24 protein-coding genes are annotated in these 16,188 nt (G+C 42.2%); 22 read left to right on the plus strand and 2 right to left on the minus strand.

All coding sequences use genetic code 11. The annotated features are described in order from the left end of the window. The first annotated feature begins 25 nt into the window (after positions 1 to 25). The 20 genes from rplO (at position 26) to ACXAHI_RS19860 (ending at position 13,421) form a co-directional block, all read left to right on the plus strand. Complete coding sequence (gene rplO, locus ACXAHI_RS19765) at positions 26 to 466, plus strand: 50S ribosomal protein L15 (RefSeq protein ID WP_270182799.1); 441 nt, start codon at positions 26 to 28, stop codon at positions 464 to 466. Next, on the plus strand, positions 466 to 1,761 hold the full coding sequence (secY, locus tag ACXAHI_RS19770; RefSeq protein ID WP_474850736.1) for a preprotein translocase subunit SecY: 1,296 nt from the start codon (positions 466 to 468) through the stop codon (positions 1,759 to 1,761). Before rplO ends, secY begins: the two co-directional genes overlap by 1 nt. Before the next feature lie 66 nt (positions 1,762 to 1,827). Next, a complete protein-coding gene (locus ACXAHI_RS19775; protein ID WP_270182801.1) occupies positions 1,828 to 2,478 on the plus strand; it encodes an adenylate kinase in 651 nt (216 codons plus the stop codon). Next, on the plus strand, positions 2,478 to 3,224 hold the full coding sequence (gene map / locus ACXAHI_RS19780) for a type I methionyl aminopeptidase (RefSeq protein ID WP_270182802.1): 747 nt from the start codon (positions 2,478 to 2,480) through the stop codon (positions 3,222 to 3,224). Before ACXAHI_RS19775 ends, map begins: the two co-directional genes overlap by 1 nt. A 16-nt stretch (positions 3,225 to 3,240) precedes the next feature. Beyond that, positions 3,241 to 3,561: a KOW domain-containing RNA-binding protein gene (locus ACXAHI_RS19785; protein ID WP_474850738.1), complete on the plus strand. Its 321-nt coding sequence runs from the start codon at positions 3,241 to 3,243 to the stop codon at positions 3,559 to 3,561. Then, a complete protein-coding gene (gene infA / locus ACXAHI_RS19790; RefSeq protein WP_113808059.1) occupies positions 3,554 to 3,772 on the plus strand; it encodes a translation initiation factor IF-1 in 219 nt (72 codons plus the stop codon). The genes ACXAHI_RS19785 and infA overlap by 8 nt, the downstream gene beginning before the upstream one ends. 36 nt (positions 3,773 to 3,808) lie before the next feature. Continuing rightward, on the plus strand, positions 3,809 to 3,922 hold the full coding sequence (gene rpmJ, locus ACXAHI_RS19795; protein ID WP_036787716.1) for a 50S ribosomal protein L36: 114 nt from the start codon (positions 3,809 to 3,811) through the stop codon (positions 3,920 to 3,922). A 21-nt stretch (positions 3,923 to 3,943) separates the two neighbouring features. Next, positions 3,944 to 4,309: a 30S ribosomal protein S13 gene (rpsM, locus tag ACXAHI_RS19800; protein WP_270182804.1), complete on the plus strand. Its 366-nt coding sequence runs from the start codon at positions 3,944 to 3,946 to the stop codon at positions 4,307 to 4,309. A gap of 17 nt (positions 4,310 to 4,326) precedes the next feature. Continuing rightward, positions 4,327 to 4,722: a 30S ribosomal protein S11 gene (gene rpsK, locus ACXAHI_RS19805; RefSeq protein ID WP_270182805.1), complete on the plus strand. Its 396-nt coding sequence runs from the start codon at positions 4,327 to 4,329 to the stop codon at positions 4,720 to 4,722. A 241-nt stretch (positions 4,723 to 4,963) separates the two neighbouring features. Next, a complete protein-coding gene (locus ACXAHI_RS19810) occupies positions 4,964 to 5,908 on the plus strand; it encodes a DNA-directed RNA polymerase subunit alpha (RefSeq protein WP_224885182.1) in 945 nt (314 codons plus the stop codon). Positions 5,909 to 5,955: 47 nt separating this feature from the next. Next, on the plus strand, positions 5,956 to 6,318 hold the full coding sequence (gene rplQ / locus ACXAHI_RS19815; RefSeq protein WP_270182806.1) for a 50S ribosomal protein L17: 363 nt from the start codon (positions 5,956 to 5,958) through the stop codon (positions 6,316 to 6,318). 309 nt (positions 6,319 to 6,627) lie between these two features. Continuing rightward, complete coding sequence (locus ACXAHI_RS19820; protein WP_474850740.1) at positions 6,628 to 7,467, plus strand: energy-coupling factor ABC transporter ATP-binding protein; 840 nt, start codon at positions 6,628 to 6,630, stop codon at positions 7,465 to 7,467. Then, positions 7,443 to 8,312, plus strand: coding sequence for an energy-coupling factor ABC transporter ATP-binding protein (locus tag ACXAHI_RS19825; RefSeq protein ID WP_474850742.1), 870 nt, complete (start codon positions 7,443 to 7,445; stop codon positions 8,310 to 8,312). The genes ACXAHI_RS19820 and ACXAHI_RS19825 overlap by 25 nt, the downstream gene beginning before the upstream one ends. Next, positions 8,309 to 9,106: an energy-coupling factor transporter transmembrane component T family protein gene (locus ACXAHI_RS19830; RefSeq protein WP_474850744.1), complete on the plus strand. Its 798-nt coding sequence runs from the start codon at positions 8,309 to 8,311 to the stop codon at positions 9,104 to 9,106. Before ACXAHI_RS19825 ends, ACXAHI_RS19830 begins: the two co-directional genes overlap by 4 nt. A gap of 9 nt (positions 9,107 to 9,115) precedes the next feature. Then, entirely contained in the window at positions 9,116 to 9,859 is a 744-nt protein-coding gene (truA, locus tag ACXAHI_RS19835) for a tRNA pseudouridine(38-40) synthase TruA (RefSeq protein WP_474850745.1), read from the plus strand. 164 nt (positions 9,860 to 10,023) lie between these two features. Beyond that, complete coding sequence (gene rplM, locus ACXAHI_RS19840) at positions 10,024 to 10,461, plus strand: 50S ribosomal protein L13 (RefSeq protein ID WP_270182811.1); 438 nt, start codon at positions 10,024 to 10,026, stop codon at positions 10,459 to 10,461. 18 nt (positions 10,462 to 10,479) lie between these two features. Then, positions 10,480 to 10,872: a 30S ribosomal protein S9 gene (gene rpsI / locus ACXAHI_RS19845; RefSeq protein ID WP_270182812.1), complete on the plus strand. Its 393-nt coding sequence runs from the start codon at positions 10,480 to 10,482 to the stop codon at positions 10,870 to 10,872. A gap of 175 nt (positions 10,873 to 11,047) precedes the next feature. Next, positions 11,048 to 11,485 (plus strand): DUF2521 family protein, encoded by a 438-nt coding sequence (locus ACXAHI_RS19850; protein WP_474850747.1) that lies wholly within the window; start codon positions 11,048 to 11,050, stop codon positions 11,483 to 11,485. Positions 11,486 to 11,570: 85 nt separating this feature from the next. After that, on the plus strand, positions 11,571 to 12,284 hold the full coding sequence (gene cwlD, locus ACXAHI_RS19855; RefSeq protein WP_474850749.1) for an N-acetylmuramoyl-L-alanine amidase CwlD: 714 nt from the start codon (positions 11,571 to 11,573) through the stop codon (positions 12,282 to 12,284). 105 nt (positions 12,285 to 12,389) lie between these two features. Continuing rightward, complete coding sequence (locus ACXAHI_RS19860) at positions 12,390 to 13,421, plus strand: P-loop NTPase (RefSeq protein ID WP_474850751.1); 1,032 nt, start codon at positions 12,390 to 12,392, stop codon at positions 13,419 to 13,421. Positions 13,422 to 13,456: 35 nt separating this feature from the next. Here the strand turns inward: ACXAHI_RS19860 and gerD are convergent, their stop codons facing one another. Beyond that, positions 13,457 to 14,095, minus strand: coding sequence for a spore germination lipoprotein GerD (gene gerD, locus ACXAHI_RS19865; RefSeq protein ID WP_474850753.1), 639 nt, complete (start codon positions 14,093 to 14,095; stop codon positions 13,457 to 13,459). 151 nt (positions 14,096 to 14,246) lie between these two features. Here gerD and ACXAHI_RS19870 point away from each other — a divergent pair, with 151 nt between their 5' ends. Beyond that, complete coding sequence (locus ACXAHI_RS19870) at positions 14,247 to 14,852, plus strand: KinB-signaling pathway activation protein (RefSeq protein WP_474850755.1); 606 nt, start codon at positions 14,247 to 14,249, stop codon at positions 14,850 to 14,852. Between the two features lie 33 nt (positions 14,853 to 14,885). Here the strand turns inward: ACXAHI_RS19870 and pdaB are convergent, their stop codons facing one another. Continuing rightward, positions 14,886 to 15,644 (minus strand): polysaccharide deacetylase family sporulation protein PdaB, encoded by a 759-nt coding sequence (gene pdaB / locus ACXAHI_RS19875; protein ID WP_474850757.1) that lies wholly within the window; start codon positions 15,642 to 15,644, stop codon positions 14,886 to 14,888. A 118-nt stretch (positions 15,645 to 15,762) separates the two neighbouring features. On the opposite strand from pdaB, the gene ACXAHI_RS19880 reads away from it, so the two are divergent. Further along, the gene (locus tag ACXAHI_RS19880; protein ID WP_474814631.1) at positions 15,763 to 15,987 is read left to right on the plus strand and encodes a hypothetical protein; all 225 of its coding nucleotides are present in this window, start codon (positions 15,763 to 15,765) and stop codon (positions 15,985 to 15,987) included. The last annotated feature ends 201 nt before the right edge of the window (positions 15,988 to 16,188 follow it).

The raw sequence follows: 16,188 nt of genomic DNA on the forward strand, positions 1-16,188 counted from the left end.
TCTATACATTGAGGAGGTGCCCACATTGAAACTACACGAACTAAAACCATCTGAAGGTTCTCGTAAAGAACGCAACAGACTTGGTCGCGGTATTGCAACAGGTAACGGTAAAACATCTGGTCGCGGTCAAAAAGGTCAAAAGTCTCGTTCTGGCGGCGGAGTACGCCCAGGTTTCGAGGGAGGACAGCTTCCGATTTTCAAACGTCTACCGAAACGTGGATTTACAAACATGAACCGTAAAGAGTTCGCGATTGTTAATCTTGATTCGCTAAACCGTTTTGAAGATGGAACTGAAGTATCCCCAGAGCTATTGCTAGAAACTGGCGTTGTCAGCAAAGAAAAAGCTGGAATTAAGATTCTAGGTAATGGTAAGCTAGAGAAAAAGCTTACCGTGAAAGCCCACAAGTTCTCAGCTTCTGCTAAGGAAGCTATTGAAGCGGCAGGCGGAAATACTGAGGTGATCTAATGTTCCAAGCAATCTCCAACATTATGCGCGTAGGTGATATTAGAAACAAAGTCATTTTTACGCTACTCATGCTTGTCGTGTTCCGTATCGGAACATTCATACCGGTTCCTGGTGTGAACAGAGAAGTATTACAATTTCAAGATCAAATGAGTCTCTTCGGAGTACTCAACACCTTTGGCGGTGGAGCGTTGCAAAACTTCTCCATCTTTGCCATGGGAATCATGCCTTATATCACTGCTTCAATCATTGTGCAGCTTCTACAGATGGATGTCGTCCCTAAGTTTACCGAATGGTCAAAACAGGGGGAAGCCGGACGTAAAAAGCTCACTCAAGTTACTCGATATGGAACGATCGGTCTTGGATTTATCCAGGGTATCGCGCTATCTATCGGTTTCAACAACATGGTTGGAGGCCAGTTGATTTCAGATGCAGGTTTCTTGACATACCTTAATATTGCTCTAGTTCTTACAGCCGGAACGGCTTTTTTGATGTGGTTAGGCGAGCAGATTACTGCTAAAGGCGTTGGTAATGGAATTTCCATCATCATCTTTGCCGGAATTGTAGCTGCAATTCCTCCTGGTCTTAACCAGTTGTATGCACAGATGTTTGAAGGAGCGCAGGATGAGCTGTTCATTAACATTGTTACACTTGCTATTATTGCTCTAGCAGCATTAGCGATCGTCGTAGCTGTTATCTTTGTACAGCAAGGTCTACGTAAGATTCCTATCCAATACGCTAAGCGTACTGTTAACCGCAGACAAGTTGGCGGTCAATCAACACACTTACCGATCAAGGTAAATGCAGCAGGTGTTATTCCAGTTATCTTTGCAATTTCACTTATCATTACTCCTCCAACAGTTGCAAGACTGTTCGGAAGTAATTCGGTAACAGATTGGATCGTCAGAATCTTTGATTACACACAGCCTATCGGCATGGTCGTGTATGCGTTACTCATCATTGGCTTTACGTATTTCTATACGTTTGTCCAGGTGAATCCGGAGAAGATGGCAGAGAATCTGAAAAAGCAGGGTGGATATATTCCTGGTATCCGTCCAGGTAATGCTACTGAAACGTACATTACACGCATTCTCTATCGTTTAACATTTGTAGGAGCTCTATTCCTTGCAGTTGTATCGATTATTCCGGTGTTTTTCACAACCGTAGCAGGACTGCCGCAAACGCTGCAAATCGGCGGAACAAGCTTGCTGATCGTTGTTGGGGTAGCGCTTGATACGATGAAGCAAATTGAAAGTCAATTAATTAAACGTCATTATAAAGGCTTTATTAAATCTTGAGGATAAACTGGGAAGAACTTTCTTCCCCTCCTTCATCCTCGATTGGGTGACGTATGGAGGGATTAGATGAATCTAGTATTAATGGGGCTCCCGGGTGTCGGAAAAGGAACCCAGGCAGAAAAGATTGTCGAAAAGTATGGCATCCCTCATATCTCAACAGGAGATATGTTCCGAGCAGCGATTAAAGAAGGAACACCTCTTGGTATAAAAGCAAAAGAGTACATGGATTCCGGAAATCTCGTACCCGATGAAGTAACGATTGGTATAGTACGAGACCGTTTAGGAAAAGATGATTGCGAAAAAGGTTTTCTCCTTGATGGTTTCCCAAGAACAGTAGCTCAGGCAGAAGCTCTTGAGAAGATCCTCTCCGATATGGATAAACAACTAGATTATGTTGTTAACATCGCTGTTGAAGAAGATCAACTTATGAAGAGGTTGACTGGGCGTCGTGTTTGTAAGAACTGTGGAGCAACTTATCATGCGATCTTCAATCCTCCAACGGAAGAAGGAGTCTGTGATAAGTGCGGAGGAGAACTTTATCAGCGAGATGATGATAAAGAAGAAACTGTACGCACACGCCTCGATGTCAACAAGCAGCAACAGCAACCGTTGTTGACCTTTTATGAAGGCAAAGGCTATCTAAAAACCATTGACGGCAACAAAGACATCAATGTGGTGTTTGAAGACATCGATCAACTCCTCGGAGGGTTGTCGTAATGATTATTTGCAAGACTCCTCGCGAACTTGATATCATGCGAGAGGCGGGCAAAATTGTCGCATTAACGCATCAAGAACTGCAGAAGCACATTAAGCCTGGAGTTACGACAAAAGAGCTGGATACGATTGCCGATCGGTTTATTCGTCAGCTTGATGCAATTCCTTCCTTTAAGGGTTACAATGGATTTACTGGAAGTATCTGCGCTTCTGTAAACGAAGAGCTGGTACATGGTATTCCAGGAGATCGCGTGTTGGCGGAGGGAGATATTATTAGCATCGATATCGGTGCTAAATATAAAGGTTATCATGGCGATTCAGCCTGGACCTATCCTGTTGGCACTATCTCAGAAGAAGACGAACGGTTGTTAAAAGTTACCGAGGAATCGTTATATAAAGGATTGGCTGAGGCGAAAATCGGGAAAAGACTTTCCGACATTTCTCATGCAATTCAAACGTATGCGGAAGCTGAAGGTTTTTCGATCGTACGAGAATATGTTGGTCATGGTGTAGGACAGGACCTTCATGAAGATCCTCAAATTCCTCATTATGGTCCTCCAGGAAAAGGACCTAGGCTCAAACAAGGCATGGTCCTTGCGGTTGAGCCGATGGTGAATATGGGCTCTCGGTATGTTCGGACGCTTTCAGATAACTGGACTGTAGTAACAACTGACGGTAAAAAATGTGCTCACTTTGAGCATACTTTTACTGTTACAGAAGAAGGATATGAAATTTTAACAAAGGCCTAAGTGAAGGTGATGGTTCTTGAAAGAGTCGGAAACCGTGCCCGAGATCGGTCGGATCGTGCGGAACAAACGGGGAAGAGACGCTGAACAATATAGCGTGATTGTTGAATTGATAGATGATCGTTATGTTTTCATCGCAGATGGCGACAAACGAAAATTTGATCGTCCAAAGCGAAAGAACCTCGCACACCTGGTGCTAACGAATTATGTATCCCCTGAGGTAAAGCGAAGTCTTGAGGAAACTAGCCGTGTCACAAATGGCAAGCTGCGTTTCGCGATCTCAAAGTATATGAATGAATATGTCATTGATTTAAAGGAGGGAGAGCAAGTAGATGGCTAAGGAAGATGTTATTGAAATGGAAGGCACAGTTATCGAACCTCTACCGAATGCAATGTTTCGAGTAGAACTCGAAAACGGTCATAAGATCCTTGCTCACGTATCCGGGAAGATACGCATGCATTATATTCGTATTTTGCCAGGCGACAAAGTAACTGTTGAGCTTTCTCCATATGACTTATCACGTGGTCGAATCACGTATCGATATAAATAAAAAGTTAATCTCCGAATACAAGGAGGGTAAAAAACAATGAAGGTAAGACCATCAGTAAAACCAATTTGTGAAAAATGTAAAGTTATTCGCCGTAAAGGTAAAGTAATGGTTATCTGTGATAACCCTAAACACAAGCAAAAACAAGGTTAATATATAAGGAGGTGCAACGTAATGGCACGTATTGCTGGTATTGATGTTCCACGCGAAAAGCGCATCGTAATCGCGTTGACTTACGTATATGGAATCGGTAAAACTACTGCTAAACAAGTCCTAGTTGATGCTGGTGTATCTGAAGATACACGCGTTCGCGACTTGACTGAAGAAGAACTCGGAAAAATCCGTGAAGAGGTAGACAAGATTAAAGTTGAAGGTGACCTTCGTCGTGAAGTTTCCCTTAACATTAAGCGTCTAATCGAGATCGGTTCATATCGTGGTATTCGCCACCGTCGCGGTCTTCCTGTCCGAGGCCAACATACGAAGAACAACTCTCGTACTCGTAAAGGCCCTCGCCGTACAGTAGCAAACAAGAAGAAGTAAGGGAGGTAAACTAACAAATGGCTAAACAACGTAAAGCTAATACACGTAAAAAGCGTGTCAAAAAGAATATTGAGAGTGGAGTAGCTCACATTCGTTCTACTTTCAATAACACAATCGTAACTATTACTGACACTCACGGAAATGCTGTATCATGGGCTACTTCTGGGAACATGGGCTTCAAAGGTTCTCGTAAGTCTACTCCATTCGCAGCTCAAATGGCTGCTGAAACAGCTGGTAAGACAGCTCAAGAGCATGGCATGAAGACGATCGAAGTTTCCGTTAAAGGCCCTGGTGCTGGTCGTGAAGCTGCTATTCGTGCGCTTCAAGCTGTAGGTCTAGAGGTTACTTCCATCCGTGACGTAACTCCAGTACCTCACAACGGTTGCCGTCCGCCAAAACGTCGTAGAGTATAATTAATAGAGAATTCAAACGTAGATGTTCCCTTAGGGTGAATGCCTGGTTTTGAAAAATCTCTTATAGAAAGATTCAATCTATCGGTATACAATTATTGAACATGTCAATAATGATAATGTATAAATTGTTGACGGTTGACGAATCATAATTAGGTTGTTGGTAATGGAACCGCCTAAAGGGATTATTCGGTTAGACACAATGTCTAACCGAAGTTCGACGTTTTGAAGGAGGGTTTGTTGGATGATCGAAATCGAAAAGCCAAAAATTGAAGCGGTAGCTATCAACGAGGATGCTAAATACGGAAAGTTTGTTGTAGAACCATTAGAACGTGGTTATGGAACTACACTAGGGAACTCCCTACGTCGTATCTTGTTATCATCACTTCCTGGTGCCGCTGTGACATCCGTGCAAATTGAAGGAGTACTCCATGAGTTCTCTACAATTGAAGGTGTACACGAAGATGTAACTACTATTATTCTCAATCTTAAGAAGCTAGCAATGAAAATCTACTCTGAAGAAGAGAAAACATTAGTAGTTGATGTGCAGGGCCCTGGAACGGTAACAGCTGGTGATATTACTCATGACAGCGACGTGGAGATCTTAAACCCTGACCTTCATATTGCTACCCTTTCTGCAAGTGCTCGCTTCCATATGAGAATTACTGCAATTCGTGGAAGAGGTTATGTACAAGCGGAAGGAAACAAGAATGATGAACAGCCAATTGGTGTAATTCCAGTTGACTCGATCTTCACTCCTGTTTCTCGTGTGAACTACCAGGTTGAAAACACTCGTGTCGGCCAGGTAACAAACTATGACAAACTAACCCTCGACGTTTGGACAGATGGAAGCATTCGACCTGAAGAAGCGGTATCGTTAGGTGCAAAGATTTTAAATGAACATTTAAACATTTTTGTTGGCTTAACCGATCAGGCTCAAAATGCTGAAATCATGGTCGAAAAAGAAGAGGACCAAAAAGAGAAAGTGCTTGAGATGACAATCGAAGAGCTCGATCTCTCAGTTCGCTCATATAACTGCCTGAAACGTGCTGGCATTAATACTGTCCAGGAGCTTACTCATAAGTCTGAAGAAGACATGATGAAAGTTCGTAACCTAGGACGTAAATCTTTAGAAGAGGTTCAAGAGAAGCTTGAAGAGCTTGGACTTGGACTACGCAACGAAGAATAGATATACAAAGTTGTTGATCTAAGAAACAACAAAGGAGGGAATACTTCATGGCATACCAAAAGTTAGGTCGTACAAGTGATACGCGTAAAGCGTTATTCCGTGACCTTGTTACAGATTTGATCATTAATGAACGTATTGAAACTACAGAATCGAAAGCAAAAGAGCTTCGTTCTTTCATCGACAAAATGATTACACTTGGTAAGCGCGGTGATCTTCACGCTCGCCGTCAAGCAGCTTCTTTCGTACGTAACGAAATCGCGGACAAAGAAACTGGCCAAGACGCACTACAAAAACTATTCAGCGATATCGCTACTCGTTATGCAGAGCGCCAAGGTGGTTACACTCGTATCCGCAAACTTGGACCTCGCCGCGGTGACGGTGCTGAAATGGTCATCATTGAGCTAGTCTAAATCGCACTTTATTAAAAAGGGCGGGACAGGATCTCGACTATGGATACTGATTCTATGCCCTTTTTTAGTGCGTTTTTTTTAATTCGCACGATAATGTTTTAAAAGAGTGGTAGCATGCTGGTTGCCATTATGAAAGCCTGGCAGACGCCAGGCTTTTTTTACTAACACCTTAGAAGGTATTGCTTCTAGTGAAGGGTATCTTATGCTGATAGGAAAAAGTGGCGGTGTAAAAAACCCGCCATTTTTTCGCACCAGCATACGTATAGAGTTGGTTATACTAGCAGAGACATAGAGTCAGGAGGAACGAATATGAGCGATTTAATATCCGTTCAAAACGTATCATTTCGTTATCAAGAAGAGCAGCCATACGTGCTTAATAACGTTTCATTAACTGTTCAGAAAGGTGAGTGGCTTGCGATCGTAGGTCATAACGGCTCAGGAAAATCTACGTTAGCCAGACACCTGAATGGCTTGTTACAGCCTGAGAAGGGTGACGTTCTTGTCGAAGGATACAATAGTAGAGATGAGGAAAGTATTTGGGAAGTAAGAAGAAGAGTTGGTATCGTTTTTCAGAACCCAGATAATCAATTCGTTGGTACTTCAGTAAGGGATGACGTAGCATTTGGTCTTGAGAACAATGGTGTTCCACGAGGTGAGATGATTGAACGCATCACCGAGAGTATCAAGAGAGTGAAGATGGAAGAATACATGGACCAGGAGCCTCATCGTTTATCAGGTGGGCAAAAGCAAAGGGTAGCGATAGCTGGTATTGTGGCTTTACGGCCATCGATCGTTATTCTCGATGAAGCTACTTCGATGCTTGACCCTGCAGGAAGAAAAGAAGTGCTAGAAACGATGAGAGAGTTGAAAGAGGAAGAAGGAATGACTGTAATCTCGATCACACACGATCTTGAAGAGGCTGCAAAAGCAGATCGAATGATTGTGATGAATAAGGGTGAGGTCATTGATGAAGGACTTCCGAAAGACATCTTTCAAAAAGGGGATATGCTAGAGGAAATCGGTCTTGATTTGCCATTTCCTTTGCAGGTGCACCGTGCATTGAAGGAGAGAGGGTTTCCTCTTGAATCGCTCACACTATCACAGGAGGAACTGGTAGACGAGATATGGACATTACAATCAAAGATTTAGAACATTTATATAGTAAAGGCACACCGTTTGAAAGGATCGCATTAAAAGATGTAGACCTTTCTATAAAGCAAGGGACGTTTCTCTCCATTATTGGACATACAGGTTCAGGAAAGTCCACTCTCATTCAACATTTAAATGGACTATTGAAACCCACTGCAGGAAGTATCCAAATCGGAGAGTTCCATATTAAATCGGGAGAAAAGGAAAAGCGTCTCAAAGACTTGAGAAAACATGTGGGTGTTGTTTTTCAGTACCCAGAACATCAATTATTTGAGGAAACAATTGAAAAAGACATTATTTTTGGTCCAATGAATTTTGGAGTAGCAGAAGATGAAGCAAAGAAGCGCGCTGCACATCTGATTGACCTTGTTGGACTAGATCAGTCCTTTTTGCAGCGTTCACCCTTTGACTTAAGTGGAGGTCAGATGAGGAGAGTAGCGATCGCAGGTGTGCTTGCGATGAAACCTTCTATCCTTATTCTCGATGAGCCAACTGCAGGTCTCGACCCACGTGGTAGAAAAGAGATCATGGAGTTGTTTTATCGACTGCATAATGAAGAGAACCTTACTACGATTCTCGTGACTCACAGCATGGAAGATGCAGCACGTTATTCTGACCAAATCGTCATCATGGAAAAAGGCACGGTTGCTCTTCAAGGTACGCCTGTAGAGGTCTTCAGTGATGCAGATGCTCTTACAGCTCTAAGCCTAGATGTTCCTGAGACGATGCAGTTTATTCACCGTCTTGAAACGCGGTTTGGTACGAGTCTTCCAAAGAGTGTTTTCACGGTAGAAGAAACGGTTGAAGCGGCTGTCTCCCTTCTTAGAAAGGAGGAGCGCTCATGATGCAAAACATTATTATTGGTCAATATGTACCTGGAAAATCATATGTTCATAACCTTGATCCCAGAGCGAAACTATTAACAACGTTTTTGTTCGTCATTATTGTCTTTCTTGCAAATAACTGGGTTTCATATGCACTACTCGGCGCGTTCACGTTGAGTGCGATTGCGGTATCGCGCATTCCAATCCGGTTTATCTATAATGGATTAAAGCCAATTCTATTGATCATCATACTAACCTTTCTTCTTCATGTGTTTTTAACAAAAGAGGGCCCACTGCTTTTCAGTCTAGGATTTATCGAGGTGTACCAGGGAGGCGTTGAGCAGGGGGTATTCATTTCCATGAGACTCTTGTTTCTCATTATGATCACCTCCCTCCTCACATTAACGACAACACCTATCGATATAACGGTAGGACTTGAAACCCTTCTTGGACCATTTAAACGATTTGGTCTTCCAGTCCATGAATTTGCGCTCATGATGTCGATTGCGCTTCGTTTCATTCCGACACTTCTTGAAGAGACGGAGAAAATCATGAAGGCGCAGGCTGCACGAGGTGCGCAGTTCTCTACAGGTCCGATCAAGGAGAGGCTTAAAAGTATCGTACCTTTACTCGTTCCTTTGTTTGTTAGTGCGTTTAAGCGTGCAGAGGACCTTGCGATGGCGATGGAAGCACGAGGATATCGAGGCGGTGAAGGAAGAACGAGTATCCGCTTGTTAAAATGGGATGCAAAGGATAGTCTATTGTTCGTATTCCTTCTGTTGCTCACAACTGCTTTGATTTTGTTAAGGAGCTAGGAGGATAGGATGACTAGGATAAAACTAAAGGTTTCATATGACGGAACAGCTTTTAACGGTTATCAGATTCAGCCTAACGGACGTACAGTTCAAGAAGAACTGCAACGAGCACTGCAGAAGGTTCATAAAGGTAAGACCGTGCACGTAACGGGTTCAGGGAGAACGGATGCTGGTGTCCATGCAGCGGGGCAAGTCGTGCACTTCGATACAGACCTCGCTATTCCGCTAGACCGGTGGCCGAAAGCATTGAACACACTCCTTCCAAGCGATGTGAGAGTTCTCGAAGCTGATGAGGTCTCCTCTACGTTCCATGCCAGGTACGATGTTGTACGGAAGTCTTATGTTTATCGTGTTGATAATCACGCAACACCCAACGTTTTCCGGAGGAACTTTGTTCTGCACGAGCCACGTACTCTTAATGTGTCGGCAATGAAAGAGGCTGCAGCACTGCTTATCGGTGAACATGACTTTACTTCGTTCTGTTCAGCACGATCCGAAGTCAAAGATAAAGTTCGTGAACTATACAAGATTGAGATCGAATTAGTGAACAACGAAATCACGTTCCTATTTGAAGGAAACGGCTTTTTATACAATATGGTACGTATCTTAACAGGTACCCTCTTAGAGGTAGGAAGAGGCGAAAGAGGCACAGAAGAAGTGGTTGAGATCTTAAAGGCAAAGAACCGCGACGCAGCTGGAAAAACCGCTTCTCCACAAGGACTTTATTTATGGGAAGTGTATCATCGTAATTAAGAAGTTATTGATTTAAATAACCTTGACATTTGCCCTTGTTTGTTATAAGATATTCTTTGGTATTTCTACATCCACTAGCCCCGGATTTAGAAATCTAACTGACAACCGACAAATAATTTTAGGCAGTTTTTAAAATACATGGAATGATTTTAGGAGGGAAACTCATGCGTACGACATTTATGGCAAAAGGCCACGAAGTAGAACGCAAATGGTATGTCGTTGATGCTGAAGGTCAAACACTTGGCCGTCTTGCAAGTGAAGTAGCAGCGATCCTACGCGGAAAGAATAAACCAACATTTACACCTCACGTTGACACTGGTGATCACGTGATCATCCTTAACGCTGAGAAAATCGAACTTACTGGTAAGAAGCTTACTGACAAGATGTACTACCGTCACAGCGGACACCCAGGTGGTTTGAAATCTAGAACTGCTCTTGAAATGCGTACTAAGCGTTCTGAGCAAATGCTTGAAATTGCGATCAAAGGTATGCTTCCAAAGAATAGCCTTGGACGCCAGATGGCTAAAAAGCTTCACGTATATGCTGGAAGCGAGCACAACCATCAAGCACAAAAGCCTGAAAAATACGAACTAAGAGGATAATAGAAGGAGGGACCCATTTTGGCACAAGTACAATACAACGGCACTGGCCGACGTAAAAACTCTGTAGCTCGCGTACGTCTACTTCCTGGTAACGGACGCATGGTAGTTAACGGTCGTGAACTAGACAACTATTTTGACCTTGAAACACTTAAACTTATCTCTAAGCAGCCACTAGTTGAAACTGGCACTGAAGGCACTTACGATATCTTCGTAAACGTTAAAGGTGGCGGCTTCACAGGACAAGCTGGCGCAATCCGTCACGGAATTGCTCGTGCACTTCTTGAAGCTGATCCAGAATACCGCGGAACTCTTAAGCGCGCTGGATTCCTAACTCGTGATGCTCGTATGAAAGAACGTAAGAAATACGGTCTTAAAGCAGCACGTCGTGCACCTCAGTTCTCAAAGCGTTAATATCTTTACTCAAAAACCTCTGGCATTCGTTTGCCGGAGGTTTTTTGCGTTCACCCAATTCACATACGAAGGTAGTTATTCCAAATTGCCTGAATGAATTACCAGTAGCATTTCCGAATACTCTCTCTCGCTCGTTGGACACTAAATGGTAAAGAACAGAGAGAGGGTGAATGACTTGGATAATGTAATTACAGTATTTAAAGAAAGACAGAGACACAAACGGATCGAATTTGAGCGGCGTATTTTGACAGAGGTGTCCCTTACTGAACTAACTGAGGATATAAAAGAAATGTTTTCCCCGTTCTTTTCTGATGCGGTTATTTATAAAGGTGATGTAGAAAACGTGTGTATCGATATTGCGATCGAGGCATACTTACTCGGAGCAGAATACAGTAAGTTTTCAAGTCATGGAGAGCCGATGAGAAAGGTTCAGGAGAGGTGTTTCTTGCTAGAGAAGGCTTTAATCGAAGCGCTTTTTGAGTATTGGACCTTCTGGCGTTCAAGCAGTGGATATGAAGACTCCCTTCAGATCGCATGTGACGTATTCGTTTCAAATTGGTGGAAGAAGGGCTATGAAAAAGGGGTTATGAGACGGCGTCTTCGCCTTCACTAACTTCTTAAAGCAATTCAATACTATTTCCTTCACTCGTCCCATATAAATAAAAATAGGACAGGGAGAAGGGCGGTGTTGGAACAGTATGAAGAAATGGTGGAAGCGGCTAGGTGTTGCAGCGGGTGTTCTCGTTTTACTTTTTATCATCAATTATAAGTTTGCCATCGACCATTCATGGGATGCCTGGCACTTGCCGTTATCTGGTCAAGTCATCGTGATCGATCCAGGACACGGCGGTCCTGATGGTGGAGCGGTAGGGAACAACGTTGTTGAAAAAGATATTTCATTAGACATCTCATTAAAGCTACGAGATTATTTGCAAGAAGCAGGTGCACTCGTCATCATGACGCGTGAGACAGATACAGATTTAGCGTCTGAAGGAACAAGGGGACTTAGCAACAGGAAGGCTGAAGATCTTAGAAAGCGCGTTGAAATAATCAATGATTCAAGCAATGATATGTTCATAAGCATACATCTTAATGCGATCCCTTCTTCAAAGTGGAGCGGTGCACAAACGTTTTATAATCCTGCGAATGAAGATAGTAAAGCCCTCTCTCGCTTTATTCAGTCCGAAATAAAGCGAAACCTTGAGAACACAAACCGACTTGCTAAGAACTTAGATAGTGTTTATTTATTAAGAGAGGCAGACATAACGGGATCACTCGTAGAAGTGGGCTTTTTATCGAATCCAACCGAGCGAGAATTACTAAAAACGGAGACGTACCAAAACAAAGTCGCTGCTTCGATTTATCAAGGCATCATTAGATTTTCAACAAACGAACCAGTACCTGAAGAATAGGTGCTGGTTTTTTTATTTAAAAAGCACCGAAACGCTACTCTCTGAATGCCTGAGAACATATGTTATACTAGCAATGTAATCGAATTCAAAGAAGGTGGTGCCCCAATGTTAACGAAAGATCAGGTCGTTGAATTATTAAATAAGGTGCAAGATCCTATCTTACATAAAAGTATTACAATTCGTGATGTGAAAACGAAGGAAGGCTATGTAAGTGTCAAAGTAGCACTTGCTCAAACTGAAAATGCTGAACAAATGAAGGTGCAGCAAGAAATCGTAAATATTCTTAAAGGAGCTGGCGCAGAGTCAGTAGGGTTACGTTTTGAACAGCTAGCAGATGATGAGTTACCTGAAGGCGCGTCTGCAAATCCTGATTTACCTCCTTTGTTATCTCCTGAAAGCAAAACACAGTTTATCGCTGTAGCTAGTGGTAAAGGTGGGGTTGGGAAATCGACTGTAACGGTTAACCTTGCAACATCACTAGCGAGATTGGGTAAGAAAGTCGGCGTCATCGATGCAGATATTTATGGGTTTAGCGTTCCAGATATGATGGGCATTGAAACGCGTCCAAAGGTCGTATCGGAGAAAATCTATCCGGTAGAACGTTTTGGCGTGAAGGTAATGTCGATGGCGTTCTTCGTTGAAGATAATGCCCCTGTCATCTGGCGCGGACCTATGCTTGGGAAAATGCTCAATAACTTCTTTAGTGAAGTAGAGTGGGGAGAGCTTGATTATCTACTTCTTGACCTTCCGCCAGGTACAGGGGACGTAGCATTAGATGTCCACACGATGTTACCTGCTTCGAAAGAGATCATCGTAACAACTCCACATGCAACGGCAGCTTTTGTAGCGGCTAGAGCGGGTGCGATGGCTTTGAAAACAAAGCATGAAGTTCTTGGAGTAGTCGAAAACATGGCTTACTTTGAAAGTAAAGTAACTGGTGAGAAAGAATATGTATTTGGTCAGGGAGGCGGAGAGAAGCTCGCTTCAGAACTATCCACCGATTTACTTGGGAAGCTTCCTTTAGGACAACCTGATTATGATGAAGAAGACTTTGCGCCATCTATTTACCAAACGGACCACCCAATTGGAAAGCAATATTTAGAAATAGCAAAAGAGATCATTACCAAAACGGAGTAACATTCAAAAGGACATGCGAGGCATGTCCTTTTTCTTTATTCCTGTCCACCTGATTCTTCGCTGCCGCCTTTTTCTTTGCTTTTCTCGTCTTCACCTTCGCCCTCTTTGCCGCCTTCAGATTCCTTGCTTTGTTCTTCGCTTGCTTTCATCAAGATTTCTTGTATTTTTGCCTGGAACAAAGGACTATCTAACGTTTCAGTAATCAGTTCTTTTATTTGTTTTCTTGATTGGTTACTCTCAAGAAGTTGGAGGTAGTGTTTCTCCATTTCAGGATCTTGAAGCAAATCCATCATCTTTTCTTGAAACTCTGGATCACTCATGAGTGATTTAAAGAGTTTTTCGTTTTCACTTTGAATGTTTTTTGCAAAGTTTTCAACGAACTTAGGATCTTTAAGCAACTCTTGCCAGTATTTCTTTCCTTCTTCTGAAGTCAGTACTTTTTGAATGGTTTCTTTTACAAAGGGTTGTTCCATTACAAGCTGCTGTTTCATTTCTTCATCTGACATAACTTCCTGGATGGCTTTTTTTCCATCATCTGTCTTCAATAAATCCACAAGCATTTTCTTAGTTTCTTCATAGTTTGCTTCAGAACCCTCTGCAGCTCCTGAAGCACACCCGGCTGTAATCAGAAGGAATGCTAACCCGATAGTAAGCAGATTCAATCGTGAACTCATATCGCTTATCCTCCTTTCAGGATAGTCTTATCCTTAATATTAGGCGATTTTTTGAAATTATACGCGTAGGTTAAAGGAAAGGTGGTAATTTGTATAAGGCATTGGTACAATTCTACAGAGAAGGAACATTATTAATATCGGGGGCTTGAATGTGAAGACAAGAAATCTTGTTTACTTATTCTTTTCAACCCTTCTGATTGGCTCAACAGCAGGTATGATTGCTGGACTGGCTATGGAGTGGACGCAATATTGGGATGATCTTAAGAATGGAGAGTTTGTTTCGTTCTTGATCGTTATGCTCTGGCTCTTAGGTGTATCCAGTATCTTTAGTTTGATTAGTCAGATGGGGTTTTTCGCATACTTAACAATTCACCGTTTCGGTCTTGGGATTTTTAAATCGGTCAAACTGTGGAATACCATACAGCTCGTACTGATAGCGGTCGCGCTATTTGACCTCGTTTATTTCCGTTACGTTATCTTTGCAGAACCAGGAGATAGTTTATTGGGATACATTGGGGTAGCACTTCTTCTATTGGTGGTCGGTCTTGGCACGGCTTACATCAAGAGTAAAGAAACCAATAAACATGCTTTTATTCCGGCTCTATTCTTTATTGTCGTCGTAACGATCTTAGAATGGATTCCAGGTTTGCAAAGTGACGATCAGAAGTGGGTCTGGTTAATCTTCATTCCGTTATTAACGAGTAACGTATGGCAGATCCTTACATTACATCGAATTACTGAAACGAAGAACACGTAAATAAAGCAGCTCTGCGTAAGTAGCAGGGCTGCTTTATTTTACTTCTTTACTATTTATATTCGCATTCGATATTAATTCATTCACTGTGACGAGTTCATAGCCTTTCTTTTTGAGTTGAGAGATCAGTTCTGGTAGAGCGGCACTCGTTTGTTTCGCTGAGTCGGATGCATGGAGAAGGATGATATCTCCAGAATGTGCTTCCTTTACTACATTAGTAATAATTTCTGATGCTCCGGGGTTTTTCCAATCGTTAGAATCTAAACTCCAGTGAATGACAGTATGATTAAGTTTATTAGAAACCTCCAGCACTCTCTTATTAAAATTACCATTCGGTGGCCTTATGAACTCTGTTTGCACACCTGACACTTTTTTTATCGCTTCTTGAGCACGAATGATATCTTTTCTTATTTCTATATCTTCCATCGAGGTATAATTCTCATAGCGATAACCAAGGCTCCCGATTTCATGACCGCCTTTAACAATTTGTTCTACAATTTCCGGATGTCGTTCTGCCCAAGCTCCAGAGATGAAGAAAGAAGCTGATATGTTTTGTTTGTTAAGTTCTTCAAGTATAGGTAACGCCTTTGTCTCTCCCCAGCTAATATCAAAGGTCAATGCCAGCTGCTTACCTTGGCTCTTTACTTGATCCACTGCCAATGGTGTCCCGTTTGAAGTAAAGACAGCAAGATCTCTTCCTTCAACAAATAGAATGAGTGCCGCAAAAAAAGCAGCTGCTATAATAACCATGCTCTGTTTGATTCTTTTTCCTCTCCACACCCAAAAAAACTTCATTTCGCACCTCCTTTGTCCCATTCATATGCGCTATAGTAAACAACTATGTACAAAGTCTTTTTGCCAACTCATAAAGGGTAGGAAGGTTGGTCATAATGGTTTGAAAGGAGGGTATTACATGATCGGATTTCTATTGAGTGAAAAAGAAGGCAAAGAAATAGAGTATCTCCTTAAGCGGGAGATGGAAGAAATGCTGATGAGTCTTGATGATCATCGATTAGAGAAAATTGTTAAACGAGCGATGGAAGAGCGCTACCTCCTGCTCTTAGGTATCTATAAAAGAACAGCTTCAGCTACTGATGTATCGAAGTATAGGAGGATATTAAAAAAAGATACGAATTAATTTTAAAAAACCTATTGCAAAATAGTAGTTCGGGCTGTATAGTTATAAAGGTCGCCGATAACAAACGGCCGACACAAAAACGAATTAAAAAAAGATGTTGACTTCTGACAAGTTAATGTGTTACATTAATAAAGTCGCTGAAAACGACATTGAAAGAAACAAATCGATCTTTGAAAACTGAACGAAACGCCATGCAAGAAA

The organism is Anaerobacillus sp. ABD4_527 (assembly GCF_056160805.1).